General features: G+C 39.2%; 24 protein-coding genes. 11 read left to right on the forward strand and 13 right to left on the reverse strand.

Going from position 1 to position 20315, the window contains the following annotated elements; all coding sequences use genetic code 11:
- Positions 1–8: 8 nt before the first annotated feature.
- The 3 genes from BM291_RS14185 to BM291_RS14195 form a co-directional block, all read right to left on the reverse strand.
- Positions 9–404, reverse strand: a complete 396-nt coding sequence (locus BM291_RS14185; protein WP_092898549.1) for a group III truncated hemoglobin — start codon at positions 402–404, stop codon at positions 9–11.
- 5 nt (positions 405–409) lie between these two features.
- Complete coding sequence (locus BM291_RS14190; protein WP_092898551.1) at positions 410–1648, reverse strand: alkaline phosphatase family protein; 1239 nt, start codon at positions 1646–1648, stop codon at positions 410–412.
- A gap of 98 nt (positions 1649–1746) precedes the next feature.
- Entirely contained in the window at positions 1747–2592 is an 846-nt protein-coding gene (locus BM291_RS14195; RefSeq protein WP_092898553.1) for an alpha/beta hydrolase, read from the reverse strand.
- 209 nt (positions 2593–2801) lie between these two features.
- Here BM291_RS14195 and BM291_RS14200 point away from each other — a divergent pair, with 209 nt between their 5' ends.
- Positions 2802–3479: a YiaD family glycine zipper/OmpA-like lipoprotein gene (locus BM291_RS14200; RefSeq protein WP_092898624.1), complete on the forward strand. Its 678-nt coding sequence runs from the start codon at positions 2802–2804 to the stop codon at positions 3477–3479.
- Positions 3480–3601: 122 nt separating this feature from the next.
- Here the strand turns inward: BM291_RS14200 and BM291_RS14205 are convergent, their stop codons facing one another.
- From BM291_RS14205 to BM291_RS14240, 8 genes are all read right to left on the reverse strand, one after another.
- On the reverse strand, positions 3602–4117 hold the full coding sequence (locus BM291_RS14205) for a GNAT family N-acetyltransferase (protein WP_092898555.1): 516 nt from the start codon (positions 4115–4117) through the stop codon (positions 3602–3604).
- 176 nt (positions 4118–4293) lie between these two features.
- Positions 4294–4872, reverse strand: coding sequence for a YdeI/OmpD-associated family protein (locus BM291_RS14210; protein ID WP_092898557.1), 579 nt, complete (start codon positions 4870–4872; stop codon positions 4294–4296).
- Positions 4873–4909: 37 nt separating this feature from the next.
- Positions 4910–5326 (reverse strand): DUF1801 domain-containing protein, encoded by a 417-nt coding sequence (locus tag BM291_RS14215; RefSeq protein ID WP_092898559.1) that lies wholly within the window; start codon positions 5324–5326, stop codon positions 4910–4912.
- Positions 5327–5459: 133 nt separating this feature from the next.
- Positions 5460–6434 (reverse strand): MBL fold metallo-hydrolase, encoded by a 975-nt coding sequence (locus tag BM291_RS14220; RefSeq protein WP_092898561.1) that lies wholly within the window; start codon positions 6432–6434, stop codon positions 5460–5462.
- Between the two features lie 97 nt (positions 6435–6531).
- On the reverse strand, positions 6532–6975 hold the full coding sequence (locus BM291_RS14225; protein WP_092898563.1) for a GNAT family N-acetyltransferase: 444 nt from the start codon (positions 6973–6975) through the stop codon (positions 6532–6534).
- Entirely contained in the window at positions 6959–7411 is a 453-nt protein-coding gene (locus BM291_RS14230) for a GNAT family N-acetyltransferase (protein ID WP_092898565.1), read from the reverse strand. Before BM291_RS14230 ends, BM291_RS14225 begins: the two co-directional genes overlap by 17 nt.
- Positions 7412–7516: 105 nt before the next feature.
- Positions 7517–7924, reverse strand: a complete 408-nt coding sequence (locus BM291_RS14235; RefSeq protein ID WP_092898567.1) for a hypothetical protein — start codon at positions 7922–7924, stop codon at positions 7517–7519.
- Positions 7921–8496, reverse strand: a complete 576-nt coding sequence (locus BM291_RS14240; RefSeq protein ID WP_092898569.1) for an RNA polymerase sigma factor — start codon at positions 8494–8496, stop codon at positions 7921–7923. The genes BM291_RS14235 and BM291_RS14240 overlap by 4 nt, the downstream gene beginning before the upstream one ends.
- A gap of 106 nt (positions 8497–8602) precedes the next feature.
- On the opposite strand from BM291_RS14240, the gene BM291_RS14245 reads away from it, so the two are divergent.
- From BM291_RS14245 to BM291_RS14260, 4 genes are all read left to right on the forward strand, one after another.
- Positions 8603–8944 (forward strand): DUF6249 domain-containing protein, encoded by a 342-nt coding sequence (locus BM291_RS14245; protein ID WP_092898571.1) that lies wholly within the window; start codon positions 8603–8605, stop codon positions 8942–8944.
- 114 nt (positions 8945–9058) lie between these two features.
- The gene (locus BM291_RS14250; RefSeq protein WP_092898573.1) at positions 9059–9529 is read left to right on the forward strand and encodes a hypothetical protein; all 471 of its coding nucleotides are present in this window, start codon (positions 9059–9061) and stop codon (positions 9527–9529) included.
- Positions 9526–10968 (forward strand): CCA tRNA nucleotidyltransferase, encoded by a 1443-nt coding sequence (locus tag BM291_RS14255; RefSeq protein ID WP_092898575.1) that lies wholly within the window; start codon positions 9526–9528, stop codon positions 10966–10968. Before BM291_RS14250 ends, BM291_RS14255 begins: the two co-directional genes overlap by 4 nt.
- A 20-nt stretch (positions 10969–10988) precedes the next feature.
- Positions 10989–11693 carry a tetratricopeptide repeat protein gene (locus BM291_RS14260; RefSeq protein WP_092898577.1) on the forward strand — a complete coding sequence of 235 codons (705 nt, stop codon included), beginning with the start codon at positions 10989–10991 and terminating at the stop codon, positions 11691–11693.
- A 231-nt stretch (positions 11694–11924) separates the two neighbouring features.
- On the opposite strand, the gene BM291_RS14265 is transcribed toward BM291_RS14260, so the two are convergent.
- Both BM291_RS14265 and BM291_RS14270 read right to left on the reverse strand, forming a co-directional pair.
- Complete coding sequence (locus BM291_RS14265) at positions 11925–12329, reverse strand: hypothetical protein (protein WP_092898579.1); 405 nt, start codon at positions 12327–12329, stop codon at positions 11925–11927.
- A gap of 124 nt (positions 12330–12453) precedes the next feature.
- Positions 12454–13239 carry a hypothetical protein gene (locus BM291_RS14270; protein ID WP_092898581.1) on the reverse strand — a complete coding sequence of 262 codons (786 nt, stop codon included), beginning with the start codon at positions 13237–13239 and terminating at the stop codon, positions 12454–12456.
- Between the two features lie 257 nt (positions 13240–13496).
- Between BM291_RS14270 and BM291_RS14275 the strand changes: the two genes are divergently transcribed.
- The 6 genes from BM291_RS14275 to dapB all read left to right on the forward strand — a co-directional run bounded on the left by BM291_RS14275 (position 13497) and on the right by dapB (position 20311).
- Positions 13497–15113, forward strand: a complete 1617-nt coding sequence (locus BM291_RS14275) for a CTP synthase (protein ID WP_092898583.1) — start codon at positions 13497–13499, stop codon at positions 15111–15113.
- 42 nt (positions 15114–15155) lie between these two features.
- Positions 15156–16961, forward strand: coding sequence for a membrane protein insertase YidC (yidC, locus tag BM291_RS14280; protein WP_092898585.1), 1806 nt, complete (start codon positions 15156–15158; stop codon positions 16959–16961).
- Positions 16962–17286: 325 nt separating this feature from the next.
- The gene (locus BM291_RS14285) at positions 17287–18069 is read left to right on the forward strand and encodes a ParA family protein (RefSeq protein WP_092898587.1); all 783 of its coding nucleotides are present in this window, start codon (positions 17287–17289) and stop codon (positions 18067–18069) included.
- A gap of 2 nt (positions 18070–18071) precedes the next feature.
- Positions 18072–18983, forward strand: coding sequence for a ParB/RepB/Spo0J family partition protein (locus BM291_RS14290; RefSeq protein WP_092898589.1), 912 nt, complete (start codon positions 18072–18074; stop codon positions 18981–18983).
- A 2-nt stretch (positions 18984–18985) separates the two neighbouring features.
- Positions 18986–19585: a DUF5683 domain-containing protein gene (locus BM291_RS14295; RefSeq protein WP_245786884.1), complete on the forward strand. Its 600-nt coding sequence runs from the start codon at positions 18986–18988 to the stop codon at positions 19583–19585.
- A 3-nt stretch (positions 19586–19588) separates the two neighbouring features.
- On the forward strand, positions 19589–20311 hold the full coding sequence (gene dapB / locus BM291_RS14300; protein WP_092898591.1) for a 4-hydroxy-tetrahydrodipicolinate reductase: 723 nt from the start codon (positions 19589–19591) through the stop codon (positions 20309–20311).
- The last annotated feature ends 4 nt before the right edge of the window (positions 20312–20315 follow it).

The following is a 20315-nucleotide window of genomic DNA, read 5'->3' on the forward strand; positions in this document are numbered from 1 at the left end:
CATAAATATTACTTCTCCCTCGCTTCCCAGATTCTCATAAAAAGCATGTGCGCCATTCTTCGAGCATGTTCCTTGGCGTAACTGGCATTTTCTCCTTCGAAGTATCTGTCCAACGTCTGAAACCAGAGTTCCAGCCAATTCCCAAAATGTGCTTGTTCTATGCTATTATTGACTTCAGCATCTACTTGTCTGTGCACTTTCACTGGGTTGAATTTCCCGGCACCAGGCCCAGTTTGTAGCAAAATCATCTCCCAGAAATCACTTAGGTGAATCAAGTGCGTATCCCAGTCTTTGACCACTCCATTGAAAATCGGGCCCAGGATTTCATGCTTACGAACTTGATCATAAAATCTCCTCACCAAAAAATCAACTTCTTTCCTCGACTTTATATCAATCTTATCCATGGTACTTATTTTAAAATAGGTGCTAGCACTTCCAGTTTACCATCAATATTCTCCGGAACTGGAAGACCAAGTATCTTACATATTAATGGATACACGTGGATATTCTGAAAAGTTTCAATTTCCAACCCAGACTTAAACGCAGGCCCGTTGGCATAGAAAATCGCATGCATATCCTGGTAAGCTGGACTGAAACCATGCTCTCCAAACTTATCCGTATCCAATCTATCCATGTTGGCATTCATTCGAGTAAGAGTAGTCTCCCAAGCCAAGTAATAATAACGGTCAGGAATAATCAGAATATCACCAATCCTATCCTGATACATCAAATCCTGATAGTTTTCCTTGTCATCGACATCGGTGATATGAATCGGCAAATCCGACTTCTTTAAGGTTTTAATCACCTGCTCTTTATCGGTAGGATTTTCCAAGTACAAATGAGCCAAAGCGCCGCTATTTACGATTCTTGCAGGAATCCCCGCTGTCAATTCACTCAAATTAAGGTATTGATCGGGTTGTATATCCATCATCCCATGATCAGAGACCACAATCACATTGATATTCAAGTCGTAGCTTTTCAGCCCTTCGAAAAGTGCACCCAACTCATGATCAAGTTTAGTCAAGGTTGCTGACAGCTTTTCATCATTAGTAGGCCCATATCGATGACCAGTATCATCCATGTCAGAAAAATACAAGGTAATAAGACGAGGGCGCTCAGCTTCTGACAATTCTAACCATTTGAACACTTCGGTGATTCTGGTCATGTTACTCACTTTCCCATCGTAAGGATGATAAAAGCTAGGTCGAACACCTTGAATATCTGCTTCTGAACCGACAAAAAAGTAGCTCGCCGCGACCATGTTGTTTTGCTCTGCTAGTACCCAAAGTGGCGTACCTCCGTACCAGCTGCCATCCTGTACCAATTCTTTTTTGCTGATCCCATAAGTCAGATCTTTCTTAGGATCATAAAACGAATTATCCACCAAACCATGATGCTCAGGTTTTAGTCCTGTAGCGATAGTGTAGTGATTTGGGAAAGTCTTACTAGGAAAAGAAGGCATCATGCTTTCAGCAGCCACTCCCGCAGTGATAAATCGGGTAAGATTCTCAGGCTGAAATCGCTCCACATAATCATACCTGAATCCGTCCAGAGAAATTAGGATCACAATGGGTTCTTTCTTTTCCTGCGGAAAAGCAATTATGGGAAATGCTAATACTACGAGTAGCAGAAAATAGAATCTTTTCATGGCGATAAGCTTTCAGCAAAAATACCAGCTACAATCATCGCAAGCAATCCAATCCTCACTAATAACGAAATGGTAAAATCCACATGACTGGAGTATTACTATTTCTGAAAATAAGCATGATCCTCCAGCCAGTCCTTTAATCGATCCGGCCAGTGATTTATACTTACAAATTCGGAGCGTAAACCCATATTGAATGCATGTTCATCCTTGGAGTATAAATGCATTTCCACATCAGCTCCAGCTTTACGGTAGGCTAACATGATATCCACAATCGTACTGGAGCAGCATTCATCCTTATTCGCTGCTAGCAAAAAAGCTGGAGGAGCATCACTTGATACTGTTTCTGGAGTTCCTAATGGACCTGGATAAATCTGAATCTGAAAATTAGGCTGAGCAGCAAATCGCTCAATAAGATCTGCGGAATTTTCATTCCCAGGATTAGTATCATAAGCCACCCAATTGACCACCTCTCCTCCTGCGGAGAAGCCCATTATCCCGATTCGATCGGAGTCTATATCCCATTTCTCGGCATTTGAGCGTACTAACCTCATTGCACGGATCACGTCCTGAGTCGGATGCTCTTCAGTGTAAGGAGATCCTTCCTCCCTGAAAAGCCTGTATTTCAAAACGCCCACTGTCACCCCAAGATCGTTGAGGAATTTGGCAGGTGCAACCCCTTCTCCATTATATCCCAAATTTCTAAAGCCTCCCCCTGGACAAACCAGAATAAAGCTTCCATTTGGTTTCTCAGGTTTAAAAAGTGTGATACTAGGATTATGGATATTTCTCACCCACCAATCTTGAGCGAGTTCTGGTTCATCTTTTCTTGATTCAAAACCGGGGGCACCATTTTCCCACAGAAAAATTGTCTCAGAATTATATTGAGCAAACACTAGGCTGGGCAGAAACACTACAAAGCAAAAAACAAATTTTAAACTGGACATTTTAGGTTGATTAGGCAGGTAGAGTTGAAATGCTAAAAAGAGCAACTACAACCTACCAATTTTCTGGGTAATCCAGCGTAATGTTTGCCTACAACTCCCCACAATCGGGAATATTTTTCCTGACGGGAATATCAAAAAATGCTCTATTAAGCTCAGAAGTGATATGGTACATGAATTGAACTTAGATGTCCTATCAAACAAACAATGATATGAAAACTACCAACAAACTTTTAATGGCTGCCCTAATCGCCTCGACTACTTTGGGAGCTGTAAGTTGTAAATCAAGTAATGCAGTGAAAGGCGGAGCAATCGGCGGAGCAGCAGGTGGAGTCCTTGGTGGCGTAATCGCCGGAAAAGGCAATACTGCTGTAGGAGTACTAATAGGATCAGCTATCGGCGGGTCTGCAGGTGCAATCATAGGTAATCAAATGGACAAGGCGGCTGATGAACTTCAGCGTGACCTTGAGGGAGCAACTGTAGAACGAGTTGGTGAAGGCATCAAAATCACATTTGATTCAGGCCTGATGTTTCCAGTAGACAAATCTGAATTGAGCGCTGTTTCTAAACAAAATCTAATAGAACTCGCAGAGACTTTGAAAAAATATGAAGAGACCAATATTTTGGTAGAAGGGCACACTGATAATACAGGTGCAGAAGATTACAATATGAATCTTTCGCGCAAGCGAGCTTATTCTGTTGAAGACTTTTTGACAGCGAATGGAATTGCGAAAAGCAGAATGGAAATCACGGCTTATGGTGAGATGCAGCCAACTGCTTCCAATGATACAGAAGCTGGACGTCAGCAAAATAGAAGAGTGGAAGTAGCTATCTATGCCAATAAGAAAATGCAAAAAATGGCTGAACGAGGTGAGCTGGGACAAGAGTAATCTATCCAGCAATCCCTATTTATATCCCTAAGGCGACCTATTTGGTCGCCTTTTTTTCTAACTTTTCCTATTGATTACTGATCAATTATAGTACGTCACATTTCTACGTGCTACACTGCTTTTCAAAAAGCAATCTTCATCAAAAAGTCAGTCTGAAGCTCGTCGCCAAAAGGAAAAGGGTGTGAGCTAAATATGCTTAAGCCATGCTTTTCGTAGAATTTGATCGCTCGCTTATTCTTCTCCCATACGCCCAACCAGAGGTATTTTTTTCTATTCAGCTTCGCAAAATTTATGGTATGATTCAGTAAAACCTTGCCTAGGCCCATGCCAATATATTTTTCTAATAGATAAAGTCGGGCTACTTCCAAACTTGAATTGTCATGAAGATCAGTCTGAGCGGGGACAAAGTTCACTTTGGCATAACCCGCAAGATCTCCATCCACCTCCAAAAGAAAGAAAACGGACGCTGGATTTTCCAGTTCCTCGGTGAATTGTTCTTCAGTAAATGCCTCTTCGAGATAAGCATTCACATTTTCGGTTTTATTTCCTTCGGTAAATGCTTGGACAAAGGAGGTCCTAGCCATTTCCACCAAAGAATTCAGGTCAGCATAATTGGCTTTTCTGATCAAATAGGGCATGCGGTAATATTAGATTTTCGAAATTTTCCTTTTTAGGAGCTTTTCAATTTGCGCACAAAGATAAATTGATTTAGTCTTCTTTAAATTGAAATCAACTCTTTTCCTCAAAGAAATAAAGTACTAGAACCTCTAAATAAGGGAGAATGAAGAGCTTAACGCTTAGATATTCACATGAATTAATCCGTTAACCCCTTTCCACTGAGAATTTGCGGAATGCATTTCTCCACTCTCGACTCACGTGTTTTGGCTTGCTTGGCTGCAGAAAAATGCAAAAGATAGCCTCGCTGACGTCCAGGAGTCAATGCTTCAAAAGCAGCTTTCAAAGCGGGACTTTCATCTAACTTCTCTTGAAATTCCTCTGGAATCTCATATTCCTTGGTCTTTTTCAATTCTACTTTCAATCCAGCTTTTTCTACTTCAATAGCTTCAAAAACATATTCCTTTAATGCAGCCTTCAATTCTACGATCTCCTGAAGATTGATAAATCGAATCTGTCGTGCAGACTGTACGTTTTCCGTTTGTTGAATGAGAAGATCATGTGCGTCACTAAGCAAAGCTCCCTTATGAAACAAAAGAGCGCAGTATTCTTTGAATCCATGAATCAATACCACATTGCTTCCCTTTTGCGTATAGCATGGCACCCCCCATTTCAATTCCTCAGTCAATCCGCAGTCAAGAATCAGTGTCCTCAACTGTCTATATTCCTCTTGCCATTGGGATGGTTTATCGAAAAAAAAGTCAACTCTAGGATTCATTTTTAAATCATTTACTTTTCAAAAATTCTAATTTCCATTACAAGCCCAGCGTTGGAAGATGTTTCACTTGGTGATAGGTCAAAGCTACTTTGATACATTGTTTTAATTCAGCTTCGGGAATTTCTTCGTCAAGTCGAAAAACGACCGCTCGGTTGCCTTCGTAGTCAAAGGTATCATCAAAAATAAAACGAAAAGTAGGGACAAGCTTACTGGTACACTTAAAATATATCGCATACTGATCTGGACTCTTTTCCTTCCAGTCCATACGTAGGGTACTCCCCTTTTTGGCCAGATAGCTTGGCTCACCCCACTTGAGCGTCTCTTCTAAGCTAGGCAAATTCAATTCCTCAGCTGATTCCAGAACTAACCTACGTAGGTTTAACATTTTATCCCGAACCGAGTCAGGATATCTTGAAAAAACAGATTCAACTTCTGGGTTTGTTTTCAATTCCATATATCTACGCGTTTATTTGAGACATATTTTACGCAGGCCTTCTTGAAAATTTCCTAAATATTCTCTTCCACTAAAGTGCAAAATTCACCAATCTCAAATACAATTGGACGAGTTTACGTTTCCTCCTTTAAAGTTACAACTCAAAAACATCCTTAATTCTAGCAATTCTAAAGCCTTTACTAAGTACCAATTTTGACTCTGCACTGGTCGGGTCTATTACTGGATTCGTATGATTGAAATGAATGAAGATCACTTTAGCTTTATCTGCTGAAGACAAGCCGTCAAACTTGGCCATACTTTCCAAGATAAATGGATGTGGGATTTCTGCCATGTCTCGATTATTCAATTCCTTCCCGCTAAAAAATGTTGCGTCTACAAATGCATAATCGACGGTTTTGATTTCTTCGAATATATCCCGTTCCCACTTTTCCCATTTGTCTATATCAGGAATAAACAGGGCAGTTTTTGTAGGCCCTTCTATCTTATAGCCGACTGTTTCAGAATATTCGTCACGGTGTGGAACTTGCAATGGAGTCACTTTTAATTCCTTCGAAAGGGCTATTGGACTTCCGTTTTCCAGTGGAATCAACTCTATATTTGCATTGCTAACCAATTGACTCCAAGGCCCATTAGTCTGGAGGAATTCTTTCATTTTAGGCATCGCAAACACAGAAATTCCTTTCGCATCCCGAGCTTCTTTTCCCAAGTACATCAAACCCGCATAATGCCCAATATGAGCATGAGTCAAAAAGACACCATCAGGCATCTCCCCCTCACTTTCTTCTCCAAAATTCTTTAGTGCTTTGACTTGTCTGCTGATGTCTGGGGTTGCTTCGAAAAGGTACTTTTTCTTGGTTTCCACGTCGTACAAACCCAGAGAAACTACCTGCCTGTCTTTGTCTGGGTTATCAAAAAGTGATTTACAGCATTCCTTATCACACCCAATATGTGGGGAACCGCCGTCTTGAATCGTACCAAGAACAACTATAGCTGTGGCATTTGGAGAAACCACTGGACTTATAGTGAAAGATTCATCATTCGATGACTTACTATCGCAGCCAAATATTAGCGCTGATAAAAGAATTAAAGCAAAAAAACTCTTCTCCATGAGTCATTAAGTGTGTTGGGAATTAACTATCGATTAATGATCAAGATAAGCATGATATCTGAAATCAATCAGCACATAGCAGCAAGGTTTATTCAAGTCAGTTAGTTAATTCCAAATGCAAAATCGGATATGGCTTGCCTGTTCCGTCTATTTCAGATCTGCTAATTACTTCGAATCCATTTTTCAGATAAAATTCCAGAGCCTTAGCATTTTGCTCATTTACATCCACTTTGGTGACATTCTGATTGACTAGGGCATGATTTAGTAAGGTTTTTCCTATTCCCTTTCCTGCATGAGCTGGATGGACGAATAACATTTCTAAATTCCCTTCCGCCACACCAGAAAAACCAATTATTTGAGTTTCGGAGTCTCTCACGCAGCTCAACTCCACTGCTTTCAAATACTCATTTAGAATCAGTGGCTTGAAGTAAATAATATCCTCCTCTTGTAAAAACTCATGCGTAGCTCTTACTGAAGTTTCCCAAAGCTCAACAACTTCAGGATATTCGGTCTGGTGAATTGTATCAATTTGATAGGTCATAGATATTGGGATTGTACTTCTCCATATAGATCTCTGGGTTGGGGAGTTTAGTAAAACCATATTTTTCATATAGCCATTCCGCAGTACTTGTCAGCAATATCCAACGTCTCAAATTTTGAAGGTCCTTGTGACTCATTATGGAATCCATTAACCATTTACTTAAGCCAAGTCCTCGAAATTCCTCCAGAATAAAGACATCTCCCAAATAGGCAATGGTAGAAAAATCAGAAATCACACGTGCATAACCTATTTGTTGGCTCTCCATGTAAACCCCAAAATTCAGAGAATTATCAATCGATTTATTCACAGTTTCAAACGATATCCCATTGCTCCAACCAGAATCCTTACATAAAAAATTATAAATAAGTTTTCTATCTAACTTATCTATTGAGGTAGAAATTACATACTCCTGATTTCTTGCTTCCATTTTTTCCATAAAAAAAATGAATTACTAAAAAGTAATTCTTAAATCATAATTAAGATCTTCTACTAAAGAATAGAATGATAGCTTTTTGAATTCATCTTAAAATACATGCATAATTCAGGAAATCTTCCATTTTTTGAGTGAAGAGATGACCGTCACACAAGCCAGTAATGTGAAAACAACTAAGGACTGAATAACTATAGATGATAAATTTAAAACTGGTAAAGAAATTTTTGGAAGTGCAAGTGAAATTTTGGGAATAAATACCTGAGGAAGCTGATCAAATAAAGGCAATGCATTGTCTCCAGATGGCAAGAATAGTAATACAGATAGTACAATCGTTGCAATAGCACCTCCGATTATTTTCCATGCGAAAGAGGAGATTACTGGTTTATATATCGATGGTGATTTCTTGGGGCTAAGCCTTTCTAATATAGATTTATGAAAGCCTGCTGAAGGCTCGTCGGTTCCCAACTCAGACATAAACTGTTTAATATATGTGTCTTCCTTGCTTAGATTCTTCATAGCAGATGTATTAATTCACTTTTAGTGATTTTTTGCAACGATTCTAACAAACTCTTTCTCCCTCGGTGCAGAAGGATTTTAACATGTGAACTTTTCAAGTCCATAATCTCCTCAATTTCTTTTATACTTTGTTCTTCGAGATAAAATAACGTGAGTACAGCCGATTCCGCAGGCTTCATTGCATCTAGTCCTCGCTGAATAAGTTCTTTTCTTTCTATTAGCTGAAGTGCTTTTAACCCATCCAAATAATCTAATGAATCACTAGCCAGTTCTTCTACTTCATCCAGTTGGATTGTGAAGTTTTTCGATTTCCTTAATCTACCCAACGCCTCATTGTATACTATCTTATATAGCCAGGTAGTAAACTTTGATTTCCCCTCAAAGGTTTTTAAGGAATGGAAAGCTTTCATAAATGCATCTTGAGCAGCTTCTTCGGCTTCCTCTCTATTTTTGAGAATACGAAGCGCAAGTGTAAAAGCATACTTTTCATGCTTTTGAATCAATTGTCCAAAAGCATTCAAATTACCCTTAAGCGTTTTCTCTATATAATGGTGGTCTTCCTGGAATCGCATTTTCACATTGGATGCAAGTACCTGAAAAAAAGTTACAGTTTTTTTTCAACACACTTGTAACCTTTTGGCGAACTCACTACATCATAGAAGAAAAAACTAACATACCATGGCAGAAACCATCCTAATTACACTGATCATTTTCTCCAGTATTTTCGGAGTCATCTTTACCTTCCTGAGCACCCGAAACAAGGAAAGGCTCGCACTCATTGAAAATGGTGCTGACGCAAAACTCTTCAATTCTGGCAAAAAATACAGCTTTGGCCAATTTATTCTAAACCTCGCACTTCTGGCAATCGGTGTTGGAATTGGCGTATTGGTGGGAGCCATGTTTAATAATGGAGGGATGGACGAAGGAGTTGCCTTTACCTCATGTATATTTATTTTTGGAGGTATAGGCCTGATGGTTAGCTTTTTCCTAAACAGAAAACTTGACAAAGAAGATAACTAAACCAGTTTTAAACAGCTTCTAAAAGCCTTCCTTTTTCGGGGAAGGCTTTTTTGGTTTTAGTCAAAAGACCTTGCTCTCGAAATTCTGATTAATTTTGTCAAAAAATAAATCACCTTGGAGCATTCACAATTATTATCTGCTTTTAGAGAAAAGGGCATTTTACATCTAAAAGAAGGAAATGGAAAAGTAATCACATTCATGAAACCAGCCCTCTGGAAGACTGAAATGGGTGAAGATTGGACATTTTTACTTTTTGATTTATTCCAAATCCGTACGATTTGCGAACCTTTCGCGGAAGTTTCTCTGGATATCGTAGAGTATGCTAATAAGCCTACTATCTATCACAGTCCTGCAAATCGAATTATTAAGGACGGTCCTATCGTGGACGGAGTACTGAAATTCAGCTTGGTCATGGAGCCTAACTGGAACAAATTATTATTTCAGATCTCACAGCCAGTATTAGTTAAATTGGACACAAACGAAGCTACTACTCACCAGACACCTATCTTATTTCCACTTTTGAGTCCAAGTACCAAAGAGATGTTTTTGGGACCAGAGGGGGATGTCAAAATTATTAAAGGATGAATTTCAAATCGCATCTTGACGAATTCGAAGTCTTCGGCAAAGTCGCAAAAGCTGCAGCCAATTTAGGTTTAGAAACCTATGTAGTCGGCGGTTATGTGAGAGATTTGATTCTGAAAAGAGAGAAAAGTGGACATAAAGACATTGACTTCACCTGTGTAGGGAGTGGAATAGAGCTTGCAAAAGAAGTTGCTAAGCAATATGATACACACGTTCCTCTTTCTGTTTTCAAAAATTTCGGTACAGCTATGCTGAAACTGGAGGATTGGGAATTGGAATTTGTAGGAGCAAGAAAGGAATCATATAGAGCTGATTCTAGGAACCCAATTGTGGAGACAGGCACGCTTCAGGAAGATTTGGAACGCAGAGACTTTACGATCAATGCCATGGCGATTTCCTTGAACGCCAATGATTATGGGGAATTGCTTGACCCATTTGACGGCCTTGCTGATATCAAAAAGAAATTGATTCGCACCCCTCTTGAGCCAAGTATTACATTTTCAGATGATCCTCTGCGTATGCTTCGTGCAGTACGCTTTGCAGCTCAGCTTGATTTTGATATCGATGGAGACACTTTTCATGCGTTAAGTGAAAATGCGCATCGCTTGTCTATCATTTCGGGAGAGCGAATTGTCGTCGAATTAAATAAAATCATAGAGGTGAAAAAGCCTTCTTATGGCTTCAAATTGCTTTTTGCAGGGAAATTACTCCATGAGTTTTTCCCGGAAATGGTTGAGTTGCAAGGAGTAGACTCTGTGGATGATAAATCCCACAAGGACAACTTCTATCACACACTGCAAGTGCTTGACAACGTCTGCCTGATGAGTGACAACCTTTGGCTACGATGGGCGGCGATCTTACATGATATCGCTAAACCAGCTACCAAACGCTTTAATAAGAAAGTGGGCTGGACTTTCCATGGTCATGAAGATAAAGGCGCACGGATGACTCCCAATATTTTCCGAAGGATGAAACTCCCAATGGATGAGAGAATGAAGTACGTGCAAAAACTTGTAAAGCTTCACCTTCGTCCAATAGCGCTAGTAAAAGATGAGGTAACAGATTCAGCTATGAGACGACTGCTATTTGAGGCAGGAGACGATATTGATGATCTAATGAAACTTTGTCGTGCCGATGTGACGTCTAAGAACAATAAGAAAGTAAAGCGATACCTAGAAAATTTCGACAAAGTAGCTCAAAAGCTGATCGAAGTAGAAGAGAAAGATCAGGTCAGAAACTTCCAGCCGCCTATTTCTGGAGAAGAAATCATGAAAATTTTCGGGTTAGAGCCCTCAAAAATCGTCGGAGACATTAAAGAAGAAATTAAAGAAGCTATATTGGAGGGCAAAATTCATAACAATCCAGAACAGGCTCGTGAATTAATGTTAGAAATAGCCAAAGCAAAAGGCTTGACTCTAGCTAGCAATCCCCCAAAATCATAAACAATTAAAAATCACATCAAATGAAGCGCGTTTTATTCATGCTGCTTATGGCCTTTTGCGCCAGCACAACCATTGCACAAACTGCAGACTCTGTAGCCAGACTCGACCCAAAACTTAAGAAAACCTTAAACAATTCTGATCAGGCAGCTTATCAGCTAGCATTGCGCTACAATGACATTGCGGCTGCCAAAACTTTCCTGTACAATCTGATTATCAGAAATCCTGATGATTTACGCTACGTAGAATTATTGGGTACGGTGTATTATGAAGCTGGACAGGCGATGTCTGCAGCACTAGTTTCCATGGATGTCTTACAAATCAATGATAAAAGCGTAACATCTCTCGAGATTGCTGCATACTCATTGGAGCAGGTAGGTGCGTTAGAGAAATCTCTGCCTTATTTCGAAAGTTTATACCTACTCGGAGGTGATAATTTCAGCCTTTACAAATCAGCCTTTATTCAATACAGCTTGAAGAAATACCAAGAGGCTATGAATTCTGTGAACATGCTTGTAAAAAATGCTAAGCCAGACGAGAAGGTTGGATTCCCAAAATCCCAGACTGAAAATCAAGAAGTTTCTATGAAAGCGGCTGCATTGAACCTGAAAGGAATGATCTACTTGGATCAAGGTTCTAAAGTTGAAGCTAAAGCGGCTTTTGAAGAAGCTTTATCGCTTGATCCAGATTTTGGATTAGTTAAGGAAAATCTTGCTAAGACAAATTGATTAACTCATTCTAGTTACAGGAACCAAACATTCTGTTTGACATGCCCCCTTAGACAAAATCTATGGGGGCATTTCTATTAAGTATACAGACTAGTCTTGTTTTATTTAATAACTGATACGATTGTATTATTTATAAGCTAAAGAAGTAAGAACTGAGTAGAATTTAAGATCATCAGAAAACAAAAAAGGCAACCATTACGGTTGCCTTTTTTACTTATCAAGGATAAGAGATTAACCTCTCAACCAGTTGATGAATGTCTGATATCCAACTCCAATTTCTCTAGCAAAAGCCGCTTTAGTCTTCTTACCTGCAGCTTCTACCTTTTGCCACTCTTCTACAATCTTGCTCTTCTCAGCGTCGCTGAACGTTCTTCTTTTAGAAGTCTTAGCAGCAGCGCTGCTGCCAGTAACAAGTGAGATCAATTCGTTCAATTCATTAAGGAATCTACCGTCATTCAAATGAAGACCTGCTGCTTCTAATTTCTTAATAACTTGATCTTTTGGGTTCACAGGAGTAACTGCAATTCCTTTTGTAGCAGCTTCATGTAAATCGATCTTATTTCCATCTGAAGTTACATAAATAAAACCATCACCTTTTTTAAGATCAGCGATAGCTTCTTTGATTAAATCTCTCATATTTTTACTTGTTAATAGTAGTTTTATTAATAATCCTGCAATATATAGAAATATTAAACTCCGAATAAAAAGTTTTGTTCGAAAAAATATTTTTTAACATTTAAAAATGCAAATAGCTAATCTTCTAATTATCAGAATAGTTTTCTATCCAATGCTGGATTAAATTATTTGAATTGTGTTTTTTCAATAAGGAATTAAAATAATTTTTTTCCAAACGCCTATTTACATATGTTGTAATACATTTTCCTAGATTTATTTCCAATTGCAACATTTCCATCAACTGCTCAATAGAATTGTAAAAAGGAATAGCATTAGCTACAATTTTCTTTTGAACCTCGAAGGAAGTTTCAAATTCAAACACAGCATTTTCACACAATAAATAGGAATACTTTGACACACCATTCTCATCAACGCTAAACAATAAAATGGATTCTTCAGAATTTTTAAGCCAAGCGATTTCTTCAAAGCCTTCATTAAGTTGAATATCTTCAAAAAGTGACTCAACCATAAATAAAACAAAGGATTTCCATACTTCTTGAAATTCAGGTAGCATATCATTTGAATCACCGCCTCTATCTTTAGTATAATTTACTAACATTTGAATGCCAGTAGATTTGCACTGTTCCAACAATTGAACCCACTGATCATCTGGAAAATTCAGCATAGGCCAGTAGCATATTAAAGTCTTTCTTTCCACTACCAAAGCCTCAAATAAATCAGAATAAACTATGTTTATTACCTCTACGTTGTCTTCAAATCTAGTCCAATCTATTTGTGTGAACAACTTAAAAGGATCCAATATAAAAGCCTCTTTTTCATCAACTTCAAGCTGACTCCAGTCAATTGTTTTTTGATCGAGCGTGCGATCTACCAAAATAACTTTTCTATTTAACGGTCTCATATTTTTCATGTTTACTAGTTTCAAATGAAAATTCGGTCACTTATTTAGTTGGTCTTTAAAGTTGAAAACCCCATGATTAAAATTACCTCAACCTAACCTGACTTACTAATAATTGACACATATTGTCGCGATATACTTTTGAGCATCTGAGGAAGAAATTTGAGAAAAGTGATCTATCTCAAGTTCAAAAAGCCATTAATCGGGAATTTTTCCATAATTTTGAGCCCCATAAGAATCCAAACAAATTTCCAATCTCCCCCATTCTTATGGCTTCAAGCACCAAATACATATTTATTACCGGAGGAGTTACTTCCTCTCTCGGCAAAGGCATCATAGCAGCCTCATTAGGCAAACTGCTTCAGGCCAGAGGCTTCAAAGTAACCATCCAAAAGTTTGACCCTTATCTGAATATCGATCCAGGCACGCTAAATCCTTACGAACATGGCGAATGCTATGTGACTGATGATGGTGCAGAGACAGACTTGGATCTTGGTCATTATGAGCGCTTTCTGAATATCACTACTTCTCAGGGCAACAATATCACCACTGGCAGGATCTATAATAATGTGATTACAAAGGAGCGCAAGGGCGAATTCCTAGGTAAGACTGTTCAGGTCATCCCTCACATTACGGACGAAATCAAAGCTAATTTTTACAAATTAGGTGAAGAAGGTGAATTCGATGTTGTAATCACAGAAATCGGTGGTTGCGTAGGTGATATCGAGTCACTTCCATTCATCGAGGCAGTAAGACAAGCTAAATGGGATCTAGGTCCAAATCGCTTTTTGGTGATTCACCTCACCCTGATTCCTTACCTCAAAGCTGCCAAAGAATTAAAGACAAAGCCAACTCAGCACTCGGTAAAACAATTGCTCGAAGCTGGTATTCAGCCGGATATATTGGTTTGTCGTACAGAATATCATTTGCCTGCTGACGTAAAGAAAAAGCTTGCTCTATTCTGTAACGTTCAATTGAACAACGTAATAGAAGCAATGGATGCTGACTCGATCTATGATGTACCTCTTTTAATGAAAAAGGAGAAGCTGGATGAGCGAGTGATGACTAAGCTGAAGCTTACATCCAAAGAAAATACTGATCTGGAAAACTGGAAAGATTTCCTCGGAAAACTCAAAAACCCAACTCAAGAAGTGACTATCGGCTTGGTGGGAAAATATGTTTCCTTACCTGATGCCTATAAATCAATTATTGAGTCATTCACTCATGCAGGTGCATCGATTGAGTGTGATGTAAATCTTCGATTAATTTCATCAGAAGAAATTAATCCTGATAACATTGCGCACAAGCTCCAGGATCTAGACGGAATCTTAGTTGCTCCAGGATTTGGTGAGCGAGGTTTTGAGGGGAAAATCGAAACGGTGAAATATGCACGAGAAAACAATATTCCATTCCTTGGAATATGTCTTGGAATGCAGGTAGCTGTTATCGAATACGCCAGAAACGTACTCAATTTGAAAAACGCAAATAGTACGGAGATGGATCCAACTACCTCTACTCCAGTTATCGGATTGATGGAAGAGCAAAAAAATATTGACCAAATGGGCGGAACTATGCGTCTAGGTTCGTATGCTTGCGACCTCAAAAAAGGAAGTAAAGCCTTTCAAGCTTATGGAAAGTCTAAAATCCAAGAAAGACACCGCCATAGATATGAGTTTAACAACGACTATCTAGCGACTATGGAAGAGCATGGCATGATTGCTACAGGAAAAAATCCAGAAACAGGCTTAGTGGAAATCGTGGAAATCAAAAACCACCCATGGTTTGTTGGTGTGCAGTTCCACCCAGAATATAAAAGTACCGTACTCACTCCTCAGCCACTATTTGTGAAATTCATCCAAGCGGCTGCGGACAAAAAAATTAAATAAAAACTCCCCGAAGCTACTTTATCGGGTTTACGATTAATCTTTATGGACAGAAATCAAGCAACAGGTTTGATCCTTTTTGCAGCAGTTATCCTAGTCTACTCGTTTTTCTTTGCGAGCGCACCGGAGATACCTGAGGTGGAGACAGCAACTACCACTCAAACAGAATCGGTTCAATCTAATGCCGCAAACCAGTCTACGTTAACAGAAACTAATTCTGATAACGACAGCACAATGGATGCCGCAAGACTTGCAAAATACGGTGTGTTAGCATCCATGACTGTAGGAGAAGAAAAAGATCTTACACTTGAAAACGATTTAATTCAAGTAAAGATCTCTTCAAAAGGAGCTCAAGTCAATGAGGTAATTCTAAAAGAATACAAAAGCTGGAATATGGAGCCTTTGGAGCTCTTCAATGAAGAAAGTTCTAAAATGGACTTTATCATCGAAAGCAAAAATGGCCCATTAGACTTAAATGACCTTTATTTCACTTCTTCAATAGAAAGTAATGAGAACGAAGAAGGTGTAAAGATTCAAACACTTACACTGAAGTCTGGCTCCGAAAGTGGGCAAATTATTCAGACCTACACCCTTGCGGACGGTAGTTATGAAGTAAAGAAATCCTTCGAGATAGATCGTTACCCGGGTGTTTTCACAGGCAATGCACTAGCACTAACGTGGGAAGACCAAGTAATTGCTCAGGAGATGAATTTGGCCGAATCCAGAAGACAGTCTAGACTTAATTATTACACCACATCAGGTTCTTTTGATAACCTTGGTGCAGGAGATGATCTAGAGCAAGAGACTATTGCAGAACCAGTAAAATGGGTAAGTTTCAGTCAGCGATTCTTTACGGCTGCGATGATTGCAGATACAGATTTCCAAAATGTATCCATCACTCAAAGCACTCCGGCGGATAGCTCTATCGTACGTACGATGGCAACTAGCCTATCTATTCCTCTTCAGGATGGCAAGGCTGGATTCACTTACTATTTCGGCCCAGATAAGTATAAGACTTTGAAGAAAGTCACTGATGGCTTTGAAGACAATGTGGACATGGGTTACTTCTTTGTAAGCTGGGTTAACAAGTACATTATCGTCAATCTGTTTGCATTCCTAGAGAAGTTCTTCACCAACTACGGTGTCATCATTGTTATCATTGTATTCCTGATCAAACTCGCACTTTTCCCATTGACCTACAAGTCCTACATAGGAATGGCAAAAATGAGAGTAATCAAGCCTGAAATCGATGAGCTAAAAGAGAAGTACGGTGATGACGCAACCAAAATGCAGCAAGAACAAATGAAGTTGTTCTCCAAGCTTGGGGTGAGTCCAATCTCTGGATGTTTACCTATGGTGCTTCAGATGCCATTCCTGTTTGCGATGTTCTTTTTCTTTCCTAATGCGATCGAACTTCGTCAGGAATCTTTCCTATGGGCGACAGACCTTTCTACATATGATACCTTTTTCAATCTGCCCTTTACGATTCCTTTCTATGGATCACATGTGAGTATGTTTACGTTGTTGATGACTGTGTCTCAGATCATCTACACACACTTCAACAACCAACTGACTACGGCGACTGGACCAATGAAAAACTTGGGGTACATCATGCCAGTCATGTTCATGTTCATTTTGAACTCCTACCCTGCAGGTTTGAGTTTCTATTACTTCGTATCCAACATGGTTACATTTGGTCAGCAAGCTATGATCAAACTATTCGTGGATGATGAGAAAATAAGAGCAAAAGTGGAAGAGAGCAAATTGAAAAATGTGGATAAAAAGAAATCTAAATTCCAGCAAAAACTGGAAAATGCGATGAAAGCAGCAGATAATACTCGCAAAAAATAATTCAAAAGGAGCCCACATCGGGCTCCTTTTTTTGTGTTAAGACTTCCTCATCAAGTGTAATTAATCCCAAAATCAATCGTTACCCTTAACTAGAATTAAGAATTGATTGATTAAGAAAATATTCTCCCTTCAAAAGCCCCTCGTAGTGGATATGATTTTACTTAATCCGCTATATTTCAAAAGATTAGCTAACATCTACCCTATAGCATATTGCTAAAATCTTGATTTTAGGTCATTTAGGAAATGCTAAAAAAAGCAGAGAGATCAGCCGGAAAAGAATTCATTTTGCTTAATATTGAGATTAAATTACTCTTCAATTAACACCATGGGAAAAATCATTGCCATAGCCAATCAAAAAGGCGGAGTAGGCAAAACTACCACAGCGATGAACCTGGCGGCTAGTTTAGCTGTCCTGGAATTTAAGACCCTGGTGATTGACGCTGATCCACAGGCTAATACAACCTCCGGACTAGGTCATGATCCCAAATCTGTCAACACGAGTATTTACGAGTGTATGGTGGATGGAATCGATGTAAAAGAGATTATTCACAAAACTGATCTAGAGTATCTTGATCTGGTACCATCACACATTGACTTAGTCGGTGCCGAAGTGGAAATGATCAACTTGGACAACCGCGAAGAGAAGATGAAAGAGGTCATTAGTGATCTTAAAGAACTATATGATTTCATCATCATTGATTGTTCTCCTTCCTTAGGATTAATTACGATCAACGCGCTTACCGCAGCTAATTCAGTAATCATCCCAGTTCAATGCGAATACTTTGCATTAGAAGGCTTAGGTAAATTACTGAATACCATAAAAATCATTCAAACCAGATTAAATCCTGATTTGGAAATCGAAGGTATCTTGCTTACCATGTACGATGTCAGACTGCGTCTGTCTAATCAAGTGGTAGAAGAGGTAAGATTACATTTCAAAAACATGGTTTTCGATACCATCATTCCTCGAAACGTGAGGCTAAGTGAGGCTCCTAGTTTTGGTTTACCAGCTATTTCCTTTGATGCAGATGGAAAAGGTGCAGTAGCTTATCTTAATCTTGCAGGCGAAATCGCGCAGAAAAATGATCTGCAAAAAGTGACCAAATAACTATGTCAGACCAGAAACCGAATAGAAAAAAAAGTGTCTTGGGAAGAGGTCTTGGAGCTCTACTAGAAGACAGTCCAGCCAAACATAAATCTGAGGAAATATTACCTGAGGTTGTTAAAACTGGGATTTTCGAAATTCCGCTTGACCAAATTCAGGTCAATCCTTTTCAGCCTAGGGTTCATTTCGACAAAGACGCTTTGGCTGAACTTGCAGAATCTATCAAGGTTCAAGGAATCATTCAGCCTATTACGGTTAGAAAACTCGATACCGATGAGTATCAATTAATCTCTGGAGAACGTAGATTTCAAGCTTCCAAAATTGCGGGGTTAACTCAAATTCCCGCATACGTTCGTACTGCCAATGATCAGCAGATGCTAGAAATGGCGCTGATTGAAAACATACAACGTGAAAATCTAAATGCACTTGAAATTGCACAATCTTATCAGCGATTGCTTGCTGAGTGTGACCTAAAGCAAGAGGAGTTGGGAGACAGAGTGGGAAAAAACAGAACTACCGTAAATAACTATTTACGTCTTCTGAAGCTCCCTCCTACCATCCAAAGTGCTATTCGAGATCAGCAGTTGTCTATGGGGCATGCTAGAGCTTTGATTAATATTGAAGATGTAGACAAGCAACTTGCCATTTTCAAGAAAGCTGTAGATGAAGAATTAAGTGTTCGTAACGTGGAAGCTCTAGTTAAGGCTTTGAACGAAGGAACACCGGAGAAACCTTCCAAGCCAGAATTAGATCCAGTTAGGAAATATGAGATCAATAAGCTCCAGCAGCAATTGGCTTCTCACTTTGGAACCAAAGTCGCATTGAAGTCAAATCCCAAAAATAAAGGCGAAATTAAAATCCCTTTTAATTCTGCATCTGATTTGAATCGAATTCTCGAAATTTTGGAAATCATCTAACCTTGAAGCTCCCAGTTTCTCATAGCAAATTCAATAGTAAAGCCCCACTGATATTAGTGGGACTTTTGCTTTTCTGTTTTAGTCTGAGCACCGTGGCCCTTGCTCAAGAGAAAGAAAGCCCAGCACCTCCAAAACCTAAAGAAAAGCCTGATTATTCTTCACTGCCTAAGAATCCTCGAAAAGCCACCATACTCTCGGCAATTTTACCTGGAGCAGGGCAAGTTTATAATGGAAAATCCTGGAAAGTCCCTTTAATTTATGGGGGATTCATTACCGATATTTACTTTATAAATTATAATAATCGCCTCTATCAAGTGTTCAAACAAGCACTTTCAGACTTTGACGATGAATTAGTAACTGATTTCCCCAGCTTGAACCGTGATGGGCTCGTACGAAATGTAAACTACTGGAGGAAAAATCGCGATCTGTGCTACCTGCTTCTAGGGGGAATTTATGCGCTTAACTTAATAGATGCGAATGTGGATGCACATTTATCGGGCTTTGATGTCTCAGATGATATCGCATTGAAATTTGAACCTCACTACGAAAGATTCTCATCCAATAATACTTCTGTTGGACTTTCTATAAAACTCAATTTTTAACTAATGAATATTTTACTTCTAGGCTACGGAAAAATGGGTCAGCTGATAGGTCAGTTGGCAGAATCCCGTGGTCATACCATCGCTGCAAAAATCAATATTGACAACCGAGCTGAGTTGGATACACTGGATCCAGCTACTATAGATGTGGCGATTGAATTCAGCCAGCCTGAAGCAGCTGTAGAAAATATCAAATGGGCTGTGGAAAGAGGCATTCCTATTGTCTCTGGCACTACTGGCTGGCTAGAACAAAAGGCAGAAATAGAACAGCTAACACAGGCTAAGAATGGCGCATTTTTCTACGCTTCAAATTACAGTATTGGAGTCAACATCTTTTTCAAAGTAAATGAATTCCTTGCCAAATTGATGAACGAAACTACTGGCTACAAAAGCTCTGTAGAGGAGATTCACCATACCGCCAAAAAAGACGCTCCATCTGGAACAGCGATCACTTTGGCTGAAGGCATTATCAAAAATATCCATGAACTGAACAACTGGAATCTGTCCGAAGGAGTGAGCGAAAATGAACAATCGCTACCTATCACTTCTAAACGCATAGACCCAGCTCCTGGAACGCATATCATACGCTATTCGTCTGAAATAGATGATATTGAAATCTCACATACTGCACACAGCAGACAAGGCTTTGCTCTTGGCGCAATTTTAGTATCTGAGTGGATTCAAGGTAAGAAAGGCGTGCTTTCCATGGATGATTTTCTATCTTTCTGAACTT

The sequence above is a fragment of the Algoriphagus aquimarinus genome (assembly GCF_900112005.1).
GTDB lineage: Bacteria > Bacteroidota > Bacteroidia > Cytophagales > Cyclobacteriaceae > Algoriphagus > Algoriphagus aquimarinus.

Excerpts from the sequence above, each read along its gene's own strand:
- BM291_RS14255 (WP_092898575.1), top strand. The coding sequence starts at position 9,526 with ATGAATTTCAAATCGCATCTTGACGAATTCGAAGTCTTCGGCAAAGTC.
- BM291_RS14275 (WP_092898583.1), top strand. The coding sequence starts at position 13,497 with ATGGCTTCAAGCACCAAATACATATTTATTACCGGAGGAGTTACTTCC.
- BM291_RS14215 (WP_092898559.1), bottom strand. The coding sequence starts at position 5,326 with ATGGAATTGAAAACAAACCCAGAAGTTGAATCTGTTTTTTCAAGATAT.
- BM291_RS14265 (WP_092898579.1), bottom strand. The coding sequence starts at position 12,329 with ATGAGAGATTTAATCAAAGAAGCTATCGCTGATCTTAAAAAAGGTGAT.
- yidC (WP_092898585.1), top strand. The coding sequence starts at position 15,156 with ATGGACAGAAATCAAGCAACAGGTTTGATCCTTTTTGCAGCAGTTATC.
- BM291_RS14230 (WP_092898565.1), bottom strand. The coding sequence starts at position 7,411 with ATGGAAAAAATGGAAGCAAGAAATCAGGAGTATGTAATTTCTACCTCA.
- BM291_RS14225 (WP_092898563.1), bottom strand. The coding sequence starts at position 6,975 with ATGACCTATCAAATTGATACAATTCACCAGACCGAATATCCTGAAGTT.
- BM291_RS14240 (WP_092898569.1), bottom strand. The coding sequence starts at position 8,496 with ATGCGATTCCAGGAAGACCACCATTATATAGAGAAAACGCTTAAGGGT.
- BM291_RS14235 (WP_092898567.1), bottom strand. The coding sequence starts at position 7,924 with ATGAAGAATCTAAGCAAGGAAGACACATATATTAAACAGTTTATGTCT.
- BM291_RS14285 (WP_092898587.1), top strand. The coding sequence starts at position 17,287 with ATGGGAAAAATCATTGCCATAGCCAATCAAAAAGGCGGAGTAGGCAAA.
- BM291_RS14190 (WP_092898551.1), bottom strand. The coding sequence starts at position 1,648 with ATGAAAAGATTCTATTTTCTGCTACTCGTAGTATTAGCATTTCCCATA.
- BM291_RS14260 (WP_092898577.1), top strand. The coding sequence starts at position 10,989 with ATGAAGCGCGTTTTATTCATGCTGCTTATGGCCTTTTGCGCCAGCACA.
- BM291_RS14245 (WP_092898571.1), top strand. The coding sequence starts at position 8,603 with ATGGCAGAAACCATCCTAATTACACTGATCATTTTCTCCAGTATTTTC.
- BM291_RS14270 (WP_092898581.1), bottom strand. The coding sequence starts at position 13,239 with ATGAAAAATATGAGACCGTTAAATAGAAAAGTTATTTTGGTAGATCGC.
- BM291_RS14195 (WP_092898553.1), bottom strand. The coding sequence starts at position 2,592 with ATGTCCAGTTTAAAATTTGTTTTTTGCTTTGTAGTGTTTCTGCCCAGC.
- BM291_RS14200 (WP_092898624.1), top strand. The coding sequence starts at position 2,802 with ATGAAAACTACCAACAAACTTTTAATGGCTGCCCTAATCGCCTCGACT.
- dapB (WP_092898591.1), top strand. The coding sequence starts at position 19,589 with ATGAATATTTTACTTCTAGGCTACGGAAAAATGGGTCAGCTGATAGGT.
- BM291_RS14210 (WP_092898557.1), bottom strand. The coding sequence starts at position 4,872 with ATGAATCCTAGAGTTGACTTTTTTTTCGATAAACCATCCCAATGGCAA.
- BM291_RS14205 (WP_092898555.1), bottom strand. The coding sequence starts at position 4,117 with ATGCCCTATTTGATCAGAAAAGCCAATTATGCTGACCTGAATTCTTTG.
- BM291_RS14290 (WP_092898589.1), top strand. The coding sequence starts at position 18,072 with ATGTCAGACCAGAAACCGAATAGAAAAAAAAGTGTCTTGGGAAGAGGT.
- BM291_RS14185 (WP_092898549.1), bottom strand. The coding sequence starts at position 404 with ATGGATAAGATTGATATAAAGTCGAGGAAAGAAGTTGATTTTTTGGTG.
- BM291_RS14220 (WP_092898561.1), bottom strand. The coding sequence starts at position 6,434 with ATGGAGAAGAGTTTTTTTGCTTTAATTCTTTTATCAGCGCTAATATTT.